Below are 17,502 nucleotides of genomic sequence, written 5' to 3'. Positions count from 1 at the left end.
CGCCCATGTCGAACTTCAATCTCAGCCACCACTTCCTGATCGCCATGCCGGCGATGCAGGATCCCTATTTCGCCAAGACGCTCACCTACATCTGCGAACACTCCGACCAGGGCGCGATGGGCATCGTGGTCAATCGACCCATCAGCCTGACGGTCGGCGAGTTGTTCGAGCAAGTCAAGCTACCCTTGCAGGACATGGAGCGCGGGCGCGAGTTGGTCCACTTTGGTGGGCCGGTGCAGACGGATCGAGGCTTTGTGCTACACGAGCCCAAGGGGCGCTGGCAATCCACGATGGCGATCAACGACAAGGTCGGCCTGACGACATCCAAGGACATCCTGCAGGCGGTCGGCGAGGGCATCGGTCCGGATAATCTGCTGATCACCCTGGGTTACGCGGGGTGGGAGCAGGGTCAACTGGAAGATGAGCTGGCGCAGAACGCTTGGCTGACCGTGCCGGCTGACGAGCACATCCTGTTCGACTTGCCCGCCGAGGAGCGTTATGCGGCGGCGATGGCCAAGCTGGGCGTGGATTACGCCACCCTGTCGGAGGATGCCGGTCATGCCTGAGGGCATGTCCGCACCGCATCCATCCGGGCTCCTGTTGGCTTTCGATTTCGGCGAGAAGCGCATCGGTGTCGCCACCGGCAACACCTTGCTGGGGGCGGCGCAACCCTTGACCACCCTGCATGGTGAGAAGACCGACGAGCGCTTTGCTGCCATCGCCAAGTTGCTGGCTGAATGGCAGCCCGCTGCGCTGGTGGTCGGCCTGCCCTGCCATGAGGATGGTACGCCGCACCAACTCACCGCCCTGTGCCGCCGCTTTGCCAACCGACTGAAAGGACGCTACAAATTGCCGGTGATCCTGGTGGATGAGCGCTATACTTCCGCCGCCGCCAGCGCGGCCCTGAACGCGCGCGGTATACGCGGCATCAAGCAAAAGCCGCTGCTGGACCAGGTGGCTGCCCAGCAGATACTGCAAGCCTATTTTGACGAACCAAGAACAGGGATACTGGCGTGAACAATCCTCAACTCAACAAGCACGGCGAGCTGCAGCACCTGCTGTCCATCGAAGGCTTGCCGGCGCGCATCCTGCGCGAGATCCTTGACCGTGCAGCGGGCTTTCTCGGCAGCGCCGAAGGCAACGAGATCAAGAAAGTGCCGCAACTCGCCGGGAAGTCGGTGTTCAACATTTTCTTCGAGAACAGCACCCGCACCCGCACCACCTTCGAGATCGCGGCCAAGCGCCTGTCCGCCGACGTGGTGAACCTCAATATCGGCTCGTCCTCCACCAGCAAGGGCGAGACTCTGCTGGATACGGTGGACAACCTCTGCGCCATGCATGCCGACATGTTCGTGGTGCGCCACTCCTCCAGCGGCGCGGCCCACCTCATCGCCAAGCACGTTGCGCCCAGCATCCACGTCATCAATGCGGGCGACGGTCGCCATGCCCACCCCACGCAGGGGTTGCTGGACATGTACACCATCCGCCACTACAAGAAAGAATTCCACAACCTGCGCGTCGCCATCGTCGGCGACATCCTGCACTCGCGCGTGGCCCGCTCCGAGATACACGCGCTGACCACCTTGGGCGTGCCGGAAGTGCGGGTGATCGCACCCAAGACCCTGCTGCCGACGGCGGTGGAGAACCTCGGAGTGCAGGTCTATCACGACATGGAAGCCGGTCTGCGCGACGTGGACGTGGTGATGATGCTGCGCCTGCAGAACGAGCGCATGCAAGGTGCGCTGCTGCCCTCGGCACAGGAATATTTCAAATACTACGGCCTGACGCAGGAGCGGTTGGCATTGGCAAAACCGGATGCCATCGTGATGCACCCCGGTCCGATGAACCGTGGCGTGGAGATCGACTCCAGCGTGGCCGACGGCGCGCAGTCCGTCATCCTGCCGCAAGTGACCTTCGGCATCGCGGTGCGCATGGCGGTGATGAGCCTGCTGGCAGGAGGCAAGCAATGAACATCCATATCAAGAACGGTCGCTTGATCGACCCCAAGAACAAGCTGGACGCGCGGCAGGACGTGTACCTCAGCAACCGCAAGATCGCTGCCATCGGCCAGGCGCCGGAGGGTTTTGTCGCCGATCAGGTGATCGATGCCGACGGCTTGATCGTGATGCCGGGGCTGGTGGACGTGGCGGTGCGGTTGCGCGAGCCGGGTTACGAATACAAGGCCACGCTGGAATCGGAGATGCTGGCTGCGGTCGCCGGCGGCGTGACCTCACTGTCCTGCCCGCCCGACACCGATCCGCCGCTGGACGAGCCGGGTCTGGTCGAAATGCTCAAGCGGCGCGCCCGCTCGCTCAACCAGTGTCGCGTGTTCCCCGTGGGTGCGCTCACTTACGGTCTGAAGGGCGCGGAACTGACCGAAATGATCGAGCTGACCGATGCGGGCTGCATGGGTTTCAGCCAGGCCGACGCGCCGCTGACCGACACCCGCGTGTTGATGCGCGCCATGCAGTACGCCGCCACTTTCGGCTACCGCGTCTGGCTGCGTCCGCAGGACAGCTTCCTGGCCAAGAATGGCGTGGCGCACGACGGCGTGGTGGCGACCCGGCTCGGTCTGCCCGCCATCCCGGTGGTGGCCGAGACCATTGCGCTCGCCACCATGCTGCAACTGGCGCGCGAGACCGGCGTGTCGCTACACATCTGCCGCATTTCCAGCGCCGCCGGGGTCGAGATGGTGCGCGCCGCCAAGCGCGAGGGTCTGAAGCTGACCTGCGACGTGTCGATGAACCACGTCCATCTGACCGACATGGACATCGGCTTCTTCGATGCCAACTGCCATCTGGCGCCCCCGTTGCGCAGCCAGCGTGACCGCGCCGCCCTGCGCGCCGGTCTGGCCGACGGCACGATCGATGCCGTTTGCTCCAACCACTCGCCGGTGGATGACGATGCCAAGCTGCAACCCTTTGCCGACGCGGAAGCCGGGGCGACCGGCGTGGAACTGTTGCTGCCGCTGGTGCTGAAATGGGCGGAACAGGAAGGCGTGCCGCTGGTGGATGCGCTGGCGCACATCACGCTGAATCCGGCTCAGGTGCTGGGCGTGAAGATGGGCCACCTGTCGGTCGGTGCCCACGCCGACCTGTGCCTGTTCGACCCCGCCGCCGAATGGAAGGTGGAAGCCGCCACCCTGCGTAGCCAGGGCAAGAACACCCCGTTTACCGGCTACGAGATGCGCGGTCGCGTGCGCTACACCGTGCTCGATGGCCAGGTCGTGTTCCAGCAGTAAGATTCTGGTTAATCCCTTGGAACCCGCTGCGGCGGGTTTCTGATTTTGAAAGACGTATGACGACATGAACCCATTACTCGACACTTCCGGTCTGCCGCGCTTTGCGGAGATCCAACCCGAACACGTCACACCTGCCGTGGAGCAGGTGCTGGCTGACAACCGTGCGCTGATCGCCCGCCTGTTGGCGGACGAGGCAGCGCCCACCTGGGACAGCTTCATGCTGCCGCTGGAGGATGCGAATGAGCGATTGTCTCGCTGCTGGGGGCCGGTCGGTCACCTCAACGCGGTGATGAATTCGCCCGAACTGCGCGAGGTGTATAACGCCAACCTGCCCACGGTCACCCAGTATTTCGCCGAGCTGGGGCAAAACCTGGACCTGTTCAACAAGGTGCGCGCACTGCACGCCAGCGCCGAGTTCGCCACGCTGTCCGATGCCCGCAAGAAGATCGTCGAGAACGACCTGCGCGATTTCCGCCTGGGCGGGGCCGAGTTGCCGGAAGAGCAGAAAGCGCGCTTTCTGGCCATCCAGGAGCAGCATTCCAGCCTGAGTGCACGCTTTTCGGACAATCTGCTGGATGCCACCAATGCCTTCGAGAAAGTGATCGAAGACGAGGCCGAACTGGCCGGTCTGCCGGACGATGTGAAGCTGGCCGCACGCGAAGCGGCTGAGGCGGCTGGCAAGCCCGGCTGGCTGTTCACCCTGAAAGCGCCGTCCTACCTGCCGCTGATGCAGTACGCCGACAACCGCGCCCTGCGCGAGGAACTGTACCGCGCCTACAGCACCCGCGCTGCCGAGTTCGGCAAGTCAGACTGGGACAACACTCCCCTGATGGCGGAGCTACTCAAACTGCGCGCCGAAGAAGCCGGTTTGCTGGGATTCAACAACGCTGCCGAGCTGTCACTGGCCACCAAGATGGCCGAGTCACCGCAGCAGGTGCTGGAATTCCTGCGCGAACTGGCGCGCCGCGCCCGGCCTTTTGCCGAAAAGGATCTGGCCGAGTTGCGCGAATTCGCCCGCGCTGAACTGGGGCTGGCCGAACTCAACTCCTGGGACGTGGCTTACGCCAGCGAAAAACTGCGCGAGCGCCGCTACGCCTTCTCGGAGCAGGAAGTGAAGCAGTACTTCCCTGAAGATGCGGTGCTGGCGGGCATGTTCCGCGTCACCGAGACGCTGTTCGGCGTTACCCTGCGCCCCGCGACTGCGCCGGTGTGGCACGCTGATGTGCGCTTCTTCGATATTCTCGATGCCGAAGGTCAGCGGGTCGGTCAGTTCTATCTCGACCTGTACGCGCGCGCCAGCAAGCGCGGCGGCGCGTGGATGGACGATGCTATCACCCGTCGCCGAAAGGCGGGCGACATCCAGACTCCGGTGGCCTACCTGAACTGCAATTTCTCCGCGCCCGTGGGTGGCAAGCCCGCCACCTTCACCCACGACGAGGTCATCACCCTGTTCCACGAGTTCGGCCACGGCTTGCATCATCTGCTGACCGAGATCGAAGACCTCGCTGTGTCCGGCATCAATGGCGTGGAGTGGGATGCGGTCGAGCTGCCCAGCCAGTTCATGGAGAATTTCTGCTGGGAGTGGTCGGTGCTGCAAGGCATGAGTCGTCACGTAGATAGCGGAGAGACGCTGCCGCGTGCGCTGTACGACAAGATGCTGGCGGCGAAGAACTTCCAGAGCGGTCTGGCGACCTTGCGTCAGATCGAGTTTTCCTTGTTCGACATGCGGTTGCACAGCGACTTCGACCCGAACTCGGGCAAGACGGTGCTCGAACTGCTGGCCGAGGTGCGCCGGGAAGTGGCGCTGCTGATTCCGCCCGCCTTCAACCGCTTCCCCAACAGCTTCTCGCACATCTTTGCGGGCGGCTACTCGGCGGGCTATTACAGCTACAAGTGGGCCGAAGTGCTGTCCGCCGATGCTTACAGCCTGTTCGAGGAGATGGGCGTGCTCAATCCCGAGGCGGGCGCGCGCTTCCGTCGAGAAGTGCTGGCAGCGGGCGGCCATCGCCCAGCGATGCAGTCCTTCGTCGCCTTCCGTGGCCGCGAGCCGAATCTGGACGCGCTGCTGCGCCACAACGGTTTGGTGGACGAAGCGCTGGAAGCGCTCTGATCGTCGCATGAGCAACCGGCTTTCCGCTCAGGCCGAGAAACGCCAGGCGCGTCGCGCCCAACTTCTGCCTATCGAGTATCCGGCTGAGTTGCCGGTGGTGGCGCGCCGCGAAGAGTTGGCGCATGCTATCGCCGAGAATCAAGTGGTGATCGTCTGCGGTGAGACCGGATCGGGCAAGACCACCCAGCTGCCCAAGATTTGTCTCGACCTCGGGCGCGGCGTGCTGGGTGTCATCGCCCATACCCAGCCGCGCCGGGTGGCGGCCCGCACCGTGGCCAACCGCATCGCCCACGAACTGAAATGCGAACTCGGCGGCGCAGTCGGCTACAAGGTGCGCTTCAACGACAAGGTCTCGCCCGACACCTGCGTCAAGCTGATGACCGACGGTATCCTGCTGGCCGAAATCCACAGCGACCCGCAACTGCGCCAGTACGACACCATCATCCTCGACGAGGCGCACGAACGCTCGCTCAACATCGACTTCCTGCTGGGCTACCTCAAGCGTTTGCTGCCCAAGCGCCCCGACCTCAAGCTCATCATCACCTCGGCCACGCTGGATGCGGAGCGCTTCTCTAGGCATTTTGCACTCCCCTCCCCCGCAAGCGGGGGAGGGGCTGGGGGGGAGGGGCGTGGTGCCCCGGTGCTGCAAGTTTCGGGACGCAGCTATCCCGTCGAGATCCGTTACCGCCCCTTGCAGGACACTGCCGAAGGCGAGCCGGAAGATGTGCCGCAGGCGGTGTGCAGGACACTCGATGAGTTATCCATCGGGGGCCTGAGAGGGGACTTGCTGGTGTTCCTGCCCGGTGAGCGCGAGATACGCGAAACCGCCGAGGCGCTGCGCAAGCATCATCCCAAGCATGTGGAAATTCTGCCGCTGTTCTCGCGCCTGTCCGCGGCCGAGCAGGATCGGGTGTTCAAGCCCACCAACCAGCGTCGGGTGGTGCTGGCGACCAATGTGGCTGAGACTTCGCTGACCGTGCCCAACATCGGCTACGTGATCGATTCCGGGCTGGCGCGGGTGAATCGCTACAGCCTGCGCCAGAAGGTGGAGCAGTTGCACATCGAAAAGGTGTCGCGCGCGGCGGCCAATCAGCGCGCCGGGCGTTGCGGCCGGGTGATGAGCGGCGTGTGTGTGCGGCTCTACGACGAGGCCGACTTTGCCGAGCGCCCCGAGTTCACCGATGCCGAGATATTCCGCGTGTCGCTGGCGACCGTCATTCTGCGCATGGCATCGCTGAATCTTGGCGACGTGACGGAATTCCCCTTTATCGAGCCGCCAGGCTCGCGCTCCATCGCCGACGGCTATCAGTTGCTGACTGAGTTGGGGGCATTTTCCGAGAGAGTTCCCTCACCCCAACCCTCCCCCGAGGGGGGAGGGAGCTTACTCCCCTCTCCTGCCGGGAGAGGGGGTGAGGGAACTCGCGTTCTTACTTCGCTTGGCCGCGAGCTGGCCAAATTGCCGCTCGACCCCAAGGTGGCGCGGCTGTTGCTGGCGGGGCGGCAATACCACTGTCTGACCGAGATTCTGATCATTGCGAGCGCGCTGTCACTGCAAGACCCGCGCGACCGGCCACAGGAACGGCGCGAGGCGGCGGACGCGGCGCATCAGCGCTTCAACGACGAGCGTTCCGATTTTCTCGCCTACCTCAAGATCTGGGCCTGGTTCCAGCAGGCGGTGCAGCACAAGAAATCCAAGCGCCAACTGGCCGACCAGTGCCGCGAGCTGTTCCTGTCGCCGTTGCGGCTGCGCGAATGGCACGATCTGCACCAGCAGTTGCACGCGCAGGCGATGGAAATGGGCATGCGCCCGAACGAGCAGCCCGGCAGCTACGAGCAAATCCATAAGGCGCTGCTCACCGGCTTGCTCGGCAACATCGGCATGAAGACGGTGGACGGCATGGATTACCAGGGCGCGCGCGGCATCAAGTTCTTCGTCGCGCCCAATTCGGTGCTGGCCAAGAAGGGCGCGAAGTGGGTGATGGCGGCCGAGCTGGTGGAGACGCACAAGCTCTACGCCCGCTGCAACGCCCGCATCGAGCCGCAGTGGTTGGAGGAAGTCGGCGCTCACCTGATCAAGCGCCATTACTTCGATCCGCACTGGGAAAAGAAGGCCGCGCAAGTGGCGGCCTGGGAGCGCAGCACGCTGTTCGGGCTGGTCATCAACCCCAAGAAGCGGGTGCATTACGGGCCGATGGCGCCGGAGGAATCGCGCGAGGTGTTCATCCGCCAGGCGCTGGTGCAGGGCGAGTTCGAGACCCGCGCGCCGTTCTTTGCCCACAACCAGAAGCTGATCCGCGACATCGAGGCGCTGGAACACAAGGCGCGCCGTCCGGACGTGCTGGTGGACGACGAGCTGATCTTCGCCTTTTACGACGCGCGCATCCCGGCGGGCATCCACAACGGCGCGGCTTTCGAGCATTGGCGCAAGGAGGCCGAGCGCGCCGAGCCCAAGTTGCTGCACCTCAAAAAAGACGACCTGATGCGCCACGAGGCGGCCGGCATCACCACCGAGCAATTCCCGCCGCAACTGGTGATGAACGGCGTGAGCTATGCCCTCGGCTACCATTTCGCCCCCGGCGACAAGGACGACGGCGTGACGCTGGCGGTGCCGCTGGCGCTCATCAACCAGGTGTCGGCGGCGCGCTGCGAATGGTTGGCGCCCGGCTTGCTGGCCGACAAGGTGACGCAGTTGCTCAAAACCCTGCCGCAGAAACTGCGTCGCCATCTGGTGCCGGTGCCGGAATTCGCTGCCGGATTCTGCGCCGCCGTGCCACCTTCCGACACCCCGCTGCTGCAAGCGCTGGCACGCTACATCCGTGAACAGAAACAGCTAACCGCACCGCTGGACGCTTTCCGGCTGGAACAACTCCCGCCGCATCTGGCGATGAATTTCCGTGTGGTGGACGAGCACGGCCGACAACTCGGCATGTCGCGCAACTTTGTGCAGTTGCGCGGGGAGCTGGCACCTAAGGGTGCCCTCACCCCCAGCCCCTCTCCCGGGGGGAGAGGGGAGCCGGGTGGGCGGGGCGCCGCAGTTAACTCCCCTCTCCCGCAGGCGGGAGAGGGGCAGGGGGAGAGGGGCGCAGCCACTCGCCACACCATCTGGGACTTCGGCGACTTCACCGACACCACCCAGATCAGCCGTGCCGGTCAGACGCTTACCGTGTTCAACGCTCTGCACGACGAGGGCGATGCGGTGACGTTGCGCACCTGCGATACGCGCGAGGAGGCGCAGACCATGCATCGCAAGGGCATGTCGCGGCTGTTCATGCTGGCGTTGAAGGAGCAGGTGAAATTCCTGGAAAAGAGCTTGCCGGGCTTGCAGGCACTGGCGATGCAGTTCATGCCTTTCGGTAGCCAGCAGGATCTGCTGCGGCAAATCCTCGCCGTGACTTTCGAGCGCTGCTGTTTGATGGAGCCCTGGCCGATGAGCGAAAAGACCTTCGCTGCCCGCGCCAAGGATGCCAAGGGCCGCATCTCGCTGGTGGCGCAGGAAATCGTGCGGCTGGCGGCGGCAGTGATGACCGAGCACGCCCAGGCCCAGAAAGCGCTGCAAGCCGCCAAGTCACATGCACAAGCGGCGCAGGACATCCGCGCCCAGCTCGACATCCTGCTGGGCAAGACCTTCATCGAGCGCACGCCTTACGAGCGGTTGCAGCACCTGCCGCGCTACCTCAAGGCGATCAACGTGCGGCTGGAGAAATTGCGCGCCAACCCCGCCCGCGATGCCCAGCAGCAGGCGCAGTTGCAGCCCTTGCAGCAGCAATGGCAACGCCGTGTCGCGGCCCAGCAGGGCGAGGCCGACCCGCGGCTGGAGGATTTCTTCTGGCTGTTGCAGGAGTTGCGCGTTTCGCTGTTTGCGCAGGAACTGAAGACGCCGGTGATCGTGTCGGTGAAGCGTCTGGAAAAAGCACTGGAAGCGATGGGACGCTAGTTCTGCGCATCCCGTGCCTGACACACCGGACACTGCGCATCCCGCACCAGTGTGAGCGTGCGCCAGTTCATACCCAGCATGTCGGTCACCAGCAGGCGCCCGGTCAGGGGCTTGCCCACATCCATTAGCAGTTTCAATGCCTCGGCAGCTTGCAGGCTGCCGATGACACCGACCAGCGGCGCGAACACGCCCATCACCGCGCAGCGGGTCTCGGCGCTTTCGGCGTGCTCAGGATAGAGACAGTGGTAGCAGGGGCTGTCCGGCTGGCGCAGGTCGAACACCGTGATCTGCCCGTCAAAGCGCGTGGCTGCGCCGGATACCAGCGGTTTGCGCAAGCGGGAGCAGACGCGGTTGATGGCGTAGCGGGTGTCGAAGTTGTCGCTGCAATCCAGCACTACGTCGGCCTCGGCGGCCAACTCCGCCAGACGGGCCTCATCCACGCGCTCCGCCACGGTGCGCACTTGTATCGCGGGGTTGATCTCGGCCAGCGCTGCTCTGGCCGAATCGACTTTGTTCAGCCCGACGCTGGCGGTGCGATGCAGGATCTGGCGCTGCAGGTTGGTCAGGTCGACGGTGTCGCCATCACAGAGGGTGACCGTGCCGACACCGCTGGCGGCCAGAAACAACGCGGCAGGCGAACCCAAGCCACCCGCGCCTATCACCAGTGCATGGGCGGCGTTCAGCTTGTCCTGCCCTTCGATGCCGATCTCCGGCAGCAGGATGTGTCGGCTGTAACGCAGCAGCTCAGCGTCGTTCACGGGCTTACTTGAATTCGCGCAGCTCTTTCGGCGTATCGTCGTGATCGCCGTGGGAATGGTGTTCGTAGACCTTGACGAAGATCTCCCGACCACGCGTTTTGGTCTGCCATTCCGGCATCCTGAGGTTGTGGTACTGCACATCTTCACAGTAATAGATCAGCTTGCGGCCAAGCTTGCGCACGACGTTGTCCTCGAACTGGAAGCCCTCTTCGATCAGCGCATGCTCCAGTCCTTCCAGCGAGTAATGCTGGATGTCGTAGCCGATACGCAGGCTGTTCGGCAGGGAGCCGCGTTCGACCCTGAACTCGTACAAGCCGGTGAGCAGTTCGAGGGCGCGTTCGACCTGCCCCGGCGGCTGCTCGGCGAAAAACAGCTCGCGCTCCTTTTGCGTCTCGAATGGATTGATCATCGGTTCACCTAGGGTTTCTTGCCTTGCAGGATGTGCATGCCCTTGAGCAGGCTCATCGCCTGGTTCAACTGGAAGTCGTTCTTCGCGCCGAACTCGGTGATCTCGGGCTTGGCGGCATCACCTTCCTTGGGCTTCGGGGCTTCCTTGGCGGGAGCGGCCGGCTTGCTGGCCGCCGTATCCTCAGGCTGCTTGTCGTTGCTCAGATGGTGCGAGAGATCGGCTTCGCGCAGGCGGAAGGCGCTCTCCTGCGCGGCGGTGGCCGGGTCTTCCGATACGATGTCCGGAACGATGCCCTTGGCCTGGATCGAGCGGCCATTCGGCGTGTAGTAACGCGCGGTGGTCAGCTTGATGGCCGAGTTGTTGCTGAGCGGCAGGATGGTCTGCACCGAGCCTTTGCCGAAGGTCTGGGTGCCCATGATCAGGGCGCGCTTATGGTCCTGCAAGGCACCGGCGACGATCTCGGAGGCGGAGGCGGAGCCACCGTTGACCAGCACCACCATGGGCACGTTCTTGACCGAGGCGGGCAGGTTCTTCAGGTAGTCCTCTTTGTCCCCGCGCAAGTAGTTCTCGGGGGCCGTGGTCAGGTTCATCTTGGCATCCTCGGTGCGCCCTTCGGTATAGACCACCAGCGTGTCCTTGGGCAGGAAGGCGGCGGCAACACCGACTGCGCCATTCAACAGCCCGCCCGGATCGTTGCGCAAGTCGAGCACCAGGCCGTGCAACTCGCCGTTGTTCTGCTTGTACAGGCTGTCGATGGCCTTGGCCAGATTCTCACCGGTGTGCTCCTGGAACTGGGTGACGCGGATGAAGCCATAACCGGGCTCGATCATCTTGGATTTGACGCTCTGGGTCTTGATGACGGCGCGGGTGATGACCACAGGGAACGGCTTGGGCTCGCTCTTGCGGATCACGGTGAGCGTGATCTTGGAGCCAGGCTTGCCACGCATGCGCTTGACCGCATCGTTCAGCGTCAACCCCTTGACCAGCGTGTCGTCCAGCTTGAGGATCAGGTCGCCCGCCTTGATGCCCGCGTGATAGGCCGGGGTGTCTTCGATGGGGGAGATGACCTTGACCAGGCCGTCTTCCATGCCGACCTCGATGCCCAGCCCGCCGAACTCGCCCTGAGTGTTGATCTGCAACTCCTTGAAGGCGTCGCCCTCAAGGTAAGCCGAGTGCGGGTCCAGGCCGCTCAGCATGCCGTTGATGGCTTCGGTCATCAGCTTCTTGTCGCTGACCGGCTCGACGTAATCGCTCTTGATCCTGCCGAACACGTCGGCGAAGGCGCGCATCTCCTCCACCGGCAGGGGCTGGGCAGCTTCCTTCTCGGCGCTGGCAGAAAAATGCAGGCTGAGTGCCACGCCTGCGATAAGTCCCATGCCGATCAGGCCAAATTTCTCGATTCGATTGCGCATCTGTCTGTCCTGTGATTACCTGCCGCTCACCCATTTCATCGGGTCGAACGGTTTGCCCTCATGGCGTAGCTCGAAGTATAAACCGGAAGTCTCGTTTCCGCCGCTGTTGCCTACGGCGGCCACGGTGTCGCCGCCGCGCAGCTCGTCGCCGACCTGTTTGTACAGCGTTTCGTTGTTGCCGTACAAGCTCATGTAGCCATCGCCGTGATCGACGATGAGCAGGTTGCCGAAGCCGCGCAGCCAGTCGGCATAGACCACCTGGCCAGCCGCTACGGCCTTGACCGGCTGACCGGCGGAGGCGCGCATGAACAGCCCCTTCCATTGCATGCTGCTATCCGGGCGGGTGGCACCGAACTGGTTGCTGATCGCGCCCTTCACCGGCAGCGCCAGCTTGCCGCGCAGCTGGGCGAAGCTGCTGCCGTCATGGCGCGCGTCGGGCAGCTTGTCGTTTTGCCGGGCGGGGACGGCAGGCGTGGCGACGGTCGGTGCGCGTTCCTTGCTGCGCGGTTTGGCCCGCAGCTTCGCGAGTTGCTCCATCAGCTTGCTCAAGCGGCTCTCGTTCTCCTGCATACGGGCTATCTCGCGCCGTTGTTGCTTCAGCTTCTGGGCCAGATCGACGAGCATCTTCTGGCGCGCCCCCTTTTCCTGCTCCAGTTTCGCCTTCTGTGTTTGCTCCTCGCGTTGCAGAGCAACGATCTGGGCGCGCTTTTCGCGGGTCTGTTCGGTCACGCTGGCCAGTTGAGCCAGATTCGCGCGCAGCTTGTCCAGCCAGGCGGCACGGTCACGGGCGATGTATTCGTAATAACTCAGGTCGCGGGCGATCTGGTTGGGATTGCGGCCATTGAACAGAAGACGCAGGTATTCGTGTTGTCCGCCGACGTATTGCTGATACAGCAGCTTGCCCAGCAGGGCCTGCTGGCCTTCCATGTCCTGGCCGATCTGCGCGGAGCGGCGCGCCAGTTGCTCAAGCTCCTGATTGCTGTCGTGCTTCTGTTCGGCCAGATCGGCGAGCGCTCGGTTGCTGTTGCTGATGGCCCGCTCCGAATCCCGCAGTGAGTCGGCGGCTTCGGATTTGGTCTCGGTGGTCTTTTCCAGTGCCTGCTGCATGCTGCGGATGCGTTCGCGCAACTGCTCCAGTTCCTCTTGTCGGGGATTTCCGGCCCCGGCCGGCTGGCTTAGCAGCAGGCCGAGGCAAAGCAGCAGACGAAGGGGCAGACTCACTGCAACTGGATCAGGCTATGTCCCGTCATCTCGACCGGTTGGGGTAGTCCCATCATGGTCAGCAGCGAAGGGGCGATATCTTTAAGCGCGCCGGTCGCAGCCAGTTGCGCTGGTCGGCCTATGTACAGGAAGGGCACGGTGTTCAGGGTGTGTGCCGTATGCGCCTGATGTGTGCTGCGGTCGAGCATCTGCTCGACGTTGCCGTGGTCGGCGGTAATGAGCACTTCGCCACCAGCAGCCTGCATGGCTTCGACCACGCGACCGATGCAGATGTCGAGGGCTTCGACGGCCTTGATCGCCGCCGCCAAGTCGCCGCTATGGCCGACCATGTCGCCGTTGGCGTAGTTGCAGATGATGGCCTGGTACTGGCCGCTCTGGATGGCGGCCACCAGCTTGTCGGTCACCTCGAACGCACTCATCTCCGGCTTCAGATCGTAGGTCGCCACGTTGGGTGACGGCACCAGGATGCGATCTTCGCCGGGATAGGGCTGCTCCGAGCCGCCACTCATGAAGTAGGTGACGTGAGCGTACTTCTCGGTCTCGGCGATGCGCAACTGTTTCAGTCCCAGATTCGACAGGTATTCGCCGATGCCGTTGCGGATGGCCTCCGGCGAGAACGCTGCTGTGGCGTGTATGTCTTCACCGTAATTGCTCAAGGTGACGAAGCTGGAGAGTCGCGGCAGCACTTCGCGGGTGAAGCCGGAAAACTCTGCGTCGGTCAGCGCATGGGTGAGCTGGCGCGCGCGGTCGGCGCGGAAATTCATGAATATCACTGCATCGCCGTCTTCCATGCCCACCGGTTGGCTGCCTGGGGGCACGATGGCGGTGGCCCGGACGAACTCGTCGTTCTCGTCGCGCGCATAGGCATTGTTCAATGCGGTGAGGGCATCGGTGGCGGCGAACGCGGCGCGGCCTTGAGTGAGCAGATCGTAGGCGGACTGCACTCGGTCCCAGCGATTGTCTCTGTCCATGGCGAAATAGCGGCCCACGACCGAGGCGATACGGCCAGTACCCAGGGCATCGCACTTGGCTTGCAGGCGCTGCAACGAGGCAGCGGCGGAACGCGGCGGCGTGTCGCGCCCATCGAGGAAGGCGTGGACATATACCCGGCTCAGTCCGGACCGTTGCGCCAGTTCCAGCATGGCGTGGATGTGGCTTTCATGGCTGTGTACGCCGCCGGGGGAGAGCAGTCCCAGAACGTGCAGCGCCTTGCCGCTCTGCTTGACCTGGGCGATGGCCTGAGTGAAGGCGGGATTGGTGTTGAAGCTGCCATCCTGGATCGCCACATCCACGCGGGTCAGCTCCTGATACACCACACGTCCGGCACCGATGTTGAGGTGGCCGACCTCGGAGTTGCCCATCTGTCCGTCAGGCAGACCGACGGCCATCTCCGAGGTGTGGATCAGGGTGTGCGGATAGCTTGCCCACAGGCGATCCCAGTTGGGTTTGTGTGCGCTGGTGATGGCGTTGTAGTCGGTATCTTCGCGATAGCCGAAGCCATCCAGAATGAGCAGTAAGACAGGAGTGACTTTCATGGCGTGTTGTATCAGAATATGAGCGATTGCTTAAGGACTTGCGATTGGAGCGATAGAGTGGTTCAGCCGGTCGCAAGTTCCCCGATTTTTAGGTCGGGTATTTTAACTTAAGTCGCTGCCGAGCACGACGGCGTTGTCGAAATGATAGGGAGAACATGGCAAACCAGTTGATCGATCGCGATGAGGACATCGAGCAGGCTTCTCTGGCGATCAAATCCATCGCACATCCTTTGCGCCTGAAGATCCTGTGCGTACTGGGTGAGGACGAGATGAGCGTGCAGGACATCGTCGACAGTGTCGGCACTTCACAGAGCAACATCTCCCAGCATCTGGCGATACTGCGGGACAAGGGTGTGCTGTGCACGCGCAAAGATGCCAATCGAGTGTATTACCGGATAGATGACCTGCGCACTTTGAAGCTGGTCGGCATGATGCGCGAGCTGTTCTGCAGCAAGTGAGAGTTTGATTTCCCACAAACATTAGAATATACTTATATACTCAACTATTAATCTTGGGGTGGTCTGGATGCGGCAATATGCAGCTATCGGTCTGATTGGATTGGGGGTCTTCGCGATGGCCGAGGTGCGCGCGGGCGAGTCCCTGGCGACGACCACTGTCCAGTTTCGGGAGGTGGCGCAAAGCTACAAGGCCGAGGGTGTGATCGAGGCGGTGCGTCAGTCCACGGTGTCGGCGCAGATCTCCGGGCGGGTCAAGGAAGTCAATTTCGATGTCGGCGATACGGTGAGCAAGGGGCAGGTGATCGTGCGCATCGACGAGCGCGAGGCGGCGCAGGCGCTGGCGGGAAGCCGGGCGCAGGTGATGCAGTCGCAGGCGGCACTGGCGAATGCCAAGGCCAACTATGATCGTTCGCGTCAGCTGTTCGAGCAGAAATTCATCAGCCAGGCCGCGCTGGACAAGGCGCAGGCTGACTACAAGCTGGCCTTGGCACAAGCGGCGGCAAGTGAGGCCGGGGCGGGGCAATCGGCGTTGACGCGCGGTTATTCGGCGGTGATCGCTCCTTATGGTGGCGTGGTCGCGGCGCGCATGGTGGAAGTGGGCGAACTGGTCACGGTGGGCAAGCCGCTGATGACTGGCTTCGATCCGAGTCAGCTGCGTGCGGTGGTCAATGTGCCGGAGCAGGTGATGCGCGGTCTGGGCGCGCAGCCGGAGGTGCAGTTGGAGTTGCCCGCGTTGAAGCGATGGCTGAACGCGGCCTCGGTGACGGTTCAGCCGGTGGCGGATGCGCGCACCCATAGCACGCAGGTCCGCGTGACATTGCCGGCCAATGAGGCGGGCATCTACCCCGGTATGTTCGTGCGAGCGCACTTTGTGACCGGCAAGACCGGCAAGATGTTGCTCCCGGTCGGTGCGGTGTTGCGCCGCAGCGAGGTGGTGGCGGTCTATGTCGTCGATGACAAGGGCGGGGTGCGTTTGCGCCAGGTGCGCCTGGGCGAACCTGTGGGACAGAATGAAGTGGAAGTGATGGCAGGCTTGAACCCGGGCGAGAAAGTTGCGCTCGATCCGGTCAAGGCGGGTATGGCAGGAGTGCAACAAAAGAAGTAGTGACAATCAACTATTCATCAGGGAGAGCGAAGATGGCACATATCGTAGTGTTGGGTGCGGGTATCGGCGGCATGCCGATGGCGTATGAGATGCAAGAGAAGATACGCAAGGGTGACCGGGTCACCGTGATTTCCAATTCGGAAAGTTTCCATTTCGTACCATCCAACCCATGGGTCGCCGTCAACTGGCGTACTCGTGACGATATCGCTTTCCCCATCCGCCCCTATCTGGAGCGCAAGGGTATCGACTTCATCTCGGCGGGTGCCAAGCGCGTCCACCCCGAAAAGAACCAGATCGAGCTGATGAACGGCGAAACCGTCGATTACGACTATCTGATCATTGCCACTGGCCCGAAGCTGGCTTTCGACGAGGTCGAGGGGCTGGGGCCTGACGGTCACACCCACTCCATTTGCCACGTCGACCACGCGGTAAGTGCTGGTAAACGTTGGGAATCCTTCTGCAAGCAGCCCGGTCCCATCGTGGTCGGTGCCGTGCAAGGTGCTTCCTGTTACGGCCCCGCCTACGAGTTCGCCTTCATCATGGACACCGACCTGCGTCGCCGCAAGATCCGCGACAAGGTGCCGATGACTTTCGTCACTGCCGAGCCGTACATCGGCCACTTGGGTCTGGGCGGCGTGGGCGACTCCAAGGGCCTGCTGGAATCGGCCCTGCGCGAGCGCAGCATCAACTGGATCTGCAACGCCAAGGTTACCAAGATCGAGGCGGACAAGATGTACGTCACCGAGGTGGATGAAAAAGGTGAGGTCAAGAAAGAGCATGTGGTGCCGCACAACTTCGCCATGATGTTGCCCGCCTTCAAGGGCGTGGATGCCGTGGCCGGTATCGAAGGTCTGGCCAATCCGCGCGGCTTCACCATCGTGGATGAGCATCAGCGTAACCCCAAGTACAAGAACATCTACTCGGTCGGCGTGTGTATCGCCATCCCGCCGATGGGCGGAACGCCGCTGCCCGTGGGTGTGCCCAAGACCGGCTACATGATCGAGTCCATGGTCACCGCCACTGCGCACAACATCCATTCCGAGCTGACCGGAAACCCGCCCACCGACAAGGCGACCTGGAACGCAGTCTGTCTGGCCGACTTCGGCGACACTGGCGTAGCCTTCGTCGCGCTGCCGCAGATTCCGCCGCGCAACGTGGACTGGTTCTCGTCCGGCAAGTGGGTGCATCTGGCTAAGATCGCGTTCGAGAAGTATTTCATCCGCAAGATGAAGACCGGCAAATCCGAGCCTATCTATGAAAAACTGATCCTCAAGGCCATGGGGATCGACAAACTGAAGTAAAAGGAAGTTATGGGCATA

The 17,502-nt window shown here is 62.9% G+C and carries 14 protein-coding genes; 9 read left to right on the top strand and 5 right to left on the bottom strand.

Annotation, left to right across the window (positions count from 1 at the left end):
• Positions 1-5 precede the first annotated feature (5 nt).
• The 6 genes from DM08_RS08400 (at position 6) to hrpA (ending at position 9,285) form a co-directional block, all read left to right on the top strand.
• Entirely contained in the window at positions 6-566 is a 561-nt protein-coding gene (locus DM08_RS08400; protein WP_035384246.1) for a YqgE/AlgH family protein, read from the top strand.
• Positions 550-1,017 carry a Holliday junction resolvase RuvX gene (gene ruvX, locus DM08_RS08395; protein WP_237560253.1) on the top strand — a complete coding sequence of 156 codons (468 nt, stop codon included), beginning with the start codon at positions 550-552 and terminating at the stop codon, positions 1,015-1,017. Before DM08_RS08400 ends, ruvX begins: the two co-directional genes overlap by 17 nt.
• A complete protein-coding gene (locus DM08_RS08390; RefSeq protein ID WP_035384215.1) occupies positions 1,014-1,970 on the top strand; it encodes an aspartate carbamoyltransferase catalytic subunit in 957 nt (318 codons plus the stop codon). The genes ruvX and DM08_RS08390 overlap by 4 nt, the downstream gene beginning before the upstream one ends.
• Complete coding sequence (locus tag DM08_RS08385; protein WP_035384214.1) at positions 1,967-3,241, top strand: dihydroorotase; 1,275 nt, start codon at positions 1,967-1,969, stop codon at positions 3,239-3,241. Before DM08_RS08390 ends, DM08_RS08385 begins: the two co-directional genes overlap by 4 nt.
• A gap of 64 nt (positions 3,242-3,305) precedes the next feature.
• Positions 3,306-5,351 carry a M3 family metallopeptidase gene (locus DM08_RS08380; protein ID WP_035384213.1) on the top strand — a complete coding sequence of 682 codons (2,046 nt, stop codon included), beginning with the start codon at positions 3,306-3,308 and terminating at the stop codon, positions 5,349-5,351.
• Between the two features lie 7 nt (positions 5,352-5,358).
• Entirely contained in the window at positions 5,359-9,285 is a 3,927-nt protein-coding gene (gene hrpA / locus DM08_RS08375; RefSeq protein WP_035384212.1) for an ATP-dependent RNA helicase HrpA, read from the top strand.
• Here hrpA and moeB read toward each other — a convergent pair.
• From moeB to gpmI, 5 genes are read right to left on the bottom strand one after another with little or no spacing between them, the layout of a single operon-like run.
• Positions 9,282-10,043: a HesA/MoeB/ThiF family protein gene (gene moeB / locus DM08_RS08370; RefSeq protein WP_035384211.1), complete on the bottom strand. Its 762-nt coding sequence runs from the start codon at positions 10,041-10,043 to the stop codon at positions 9,282-9,284. The genes hrpA and moeB overlap by 4 nt on opposite strands.
• 4 nt (positions 10,044-10,047) lie before the next feature.
• Positions 10,048-10,452 carry a hypothetical protein gene (locus DM08_RS08365; protein WP_051938018.1) on the bottom strand — a complete coding sequence of 135 codons (405 nt, stop codon included), beginning with the start codon at positions 10,450-10,452 and terminating at the stop codon, positions 10,048-10,050.
• Between the two features lie 8 nt (positions 10,453-10,460).
• The gene (locus DM08_RS08360) at positions 10,461-11,864 is read right to left on the bottom strand and encodes a S41 family peptidase (protein ID WP_035384210.1); all 1,404 of its coding nucleotides are present in this window, start codon (positions 11,862-11,864) and stop codon (positions 10,461-10,463) included.
• Positions 11,865-11,879: 15 nt separating this feature from the next.
• Positions 11,880-13,085: a murein hydrolase activator EnvC family protein gene (locus DM08_RS08355; protein WP_035384209.1), complete on the bottom strand. Its 1,206-nt coding sequence runs from the start codon at positions 13,083-13,085 to the stop codon at positions 11,880-11,882.
• Entirely contained in the window at positions 13,082-14,620 is a 1,539-nt protein-coding gene (gene gpmI / locus DM08_RS08350; RefSeq protein ID WP_035384208.1) for a 2,3-bisphosphoglycerate-independent phosphoglycerate mutase, read from the bottom strand. The genes DM08_RS08355 and gpmI overlap by 4 nt, the downstream gene beginning before the upstream one ends.
• A 155-nt stretch (positions 14,621-14,775) precedes the next feature.
• Between gpmI and DM08_RS08345 the strand changes: the two genes are divergently transcribed.
• From DM08_RS08345 to DM08_RS08335, 3 genes are all read left to right on the top strand, one after another.
• The gene (locus DM08_RS08345) at positions 14,776-15,078 is read left to right on the top strand and encodes an ArsR/SmtB family transcription factor (RefSeq protein WP_035384207.1); all 303 of its coding nucleotides are present in this window, start codon (positions 14,776-14,778) and stop codon (positions 15,076-15,078) included.
• Positions 15,079-15,145: 67 nt separating this feature from the next.
• A complete protein-coding gene (locus DM08_RS08340; protein ID WP_035384206.1) occupies positions 15,146-16,183 on the top strand; it encodes an efflux RND transporter periplasmic adaptor subunit in 1,038 nt (345 codons plus the stop codon).
• Positions 16,184-16,215: 32 nt separating this feature from the next.
• Positions 16,216-17,484: an NAD(P)/FAD-dependent oxidoreductase gene (locus tag DM08_RS08335; RefSeq protein WP_035384205.1), complete on the top strand. Its 1,269-nt coding sequence runs from the start codon at positions 16,216-16,218 to the stop codon at positions 17,482-17,484.
• The last annotated feature ends 18 nt before the right edge of the window (positions 17,485-17,502 follow it).

This window comes from Ferriphaselus sp. R-1 (assembly GCF_000746095.1).
GTDB lineage: Bacteria > Pseudomonadota > Gammaproteobacteria > Burkholderiales > Gallionellaceae > Ferriphaselus.
Note: the sequence above shows the minus strand (reverse complement) of the source record. Positions and strands in the feature narration are given on the sequence as shown.

Excerpts from the sequence above, each read along its gene's own strand:
- DM08_RS08400 (WP_035384246.1), top strand. The coding sequence starts at position 6 with ATGTCGAACTTCAATCTCAGCCACCACTTCCTGATCGCCATGCCGGCG.
- DM08_RS08365 (WP_051938018.1), bottom strand. The coding sequence starts at position 10,452 with ATGATCAATCCATTCGAGACGCAAAAGGAGCGCGAGCTGTTTTTCGCC.
- DM08_RS08340 (WP_035384206.1), top strand. The coding sequence starts at position 15,146 with ATGCGGCAATATGCAGCTATCGGTCTGATTGGATTGGGGGTCTTCGCG.
- DM08_RS08335 (WP_035384205.1), top strand. The coding sequence starts at position 16,216 with ATGGCACATATCGTAGTGTTGGGTGCGGGTATCGGCGGCATGCCGATG.
- hrpA (WP_035384212.1), top strand. The coding sequence starts at position 5,359 with ATGAGCAACCGGCTTTCCGCTCAGGCCGAGAAACGCCAGGCGCGTCGC.
- ruvX (WP_237560253.1), top strand. The coding sequence starts at position 550 with ATGCCGGTCATGCCTGAGGGCATGTCCGCACCGCATCCATCCGGGCTC.
- gpmI (WP_035384208.1), bottom strand. The coding sequence starts at position 14,620 with ATGAAAGTCACTCCTGTCTTACTGCTCATTCTGGATGGCTTCGGCTAT.
- DM08_RS08385 (WP_035384214.1), top strand. The coding sequence starts at position 1,967 with ATGAACATCCATATCAAGAACGGTCGCTTGATCGACCCCAAGAACAAG.
- DM08_RS08345 (WP_035384207.1), top strand. The coding sequence starts at position 14,776 with ATGGCAAACCAGTTGATCGATCGCGATGAGGACATCGAGCAGGCTTCT.
- DM08_RS08360 (WP_035384210.1), bottom strand. The coding sequence starts at position 11,864 with ATGCGCAATCGAATCGAGAAATTTGGCCTGATCGGCATGGGACTTATC.
- DM08_RS08380 (WP_035384213.1), top strand. The coding sequence starts at position 3,306 with ATGAACCCATTACTCGACACTTCCGGTCTGCCGCGCTTTGCGGAGATC.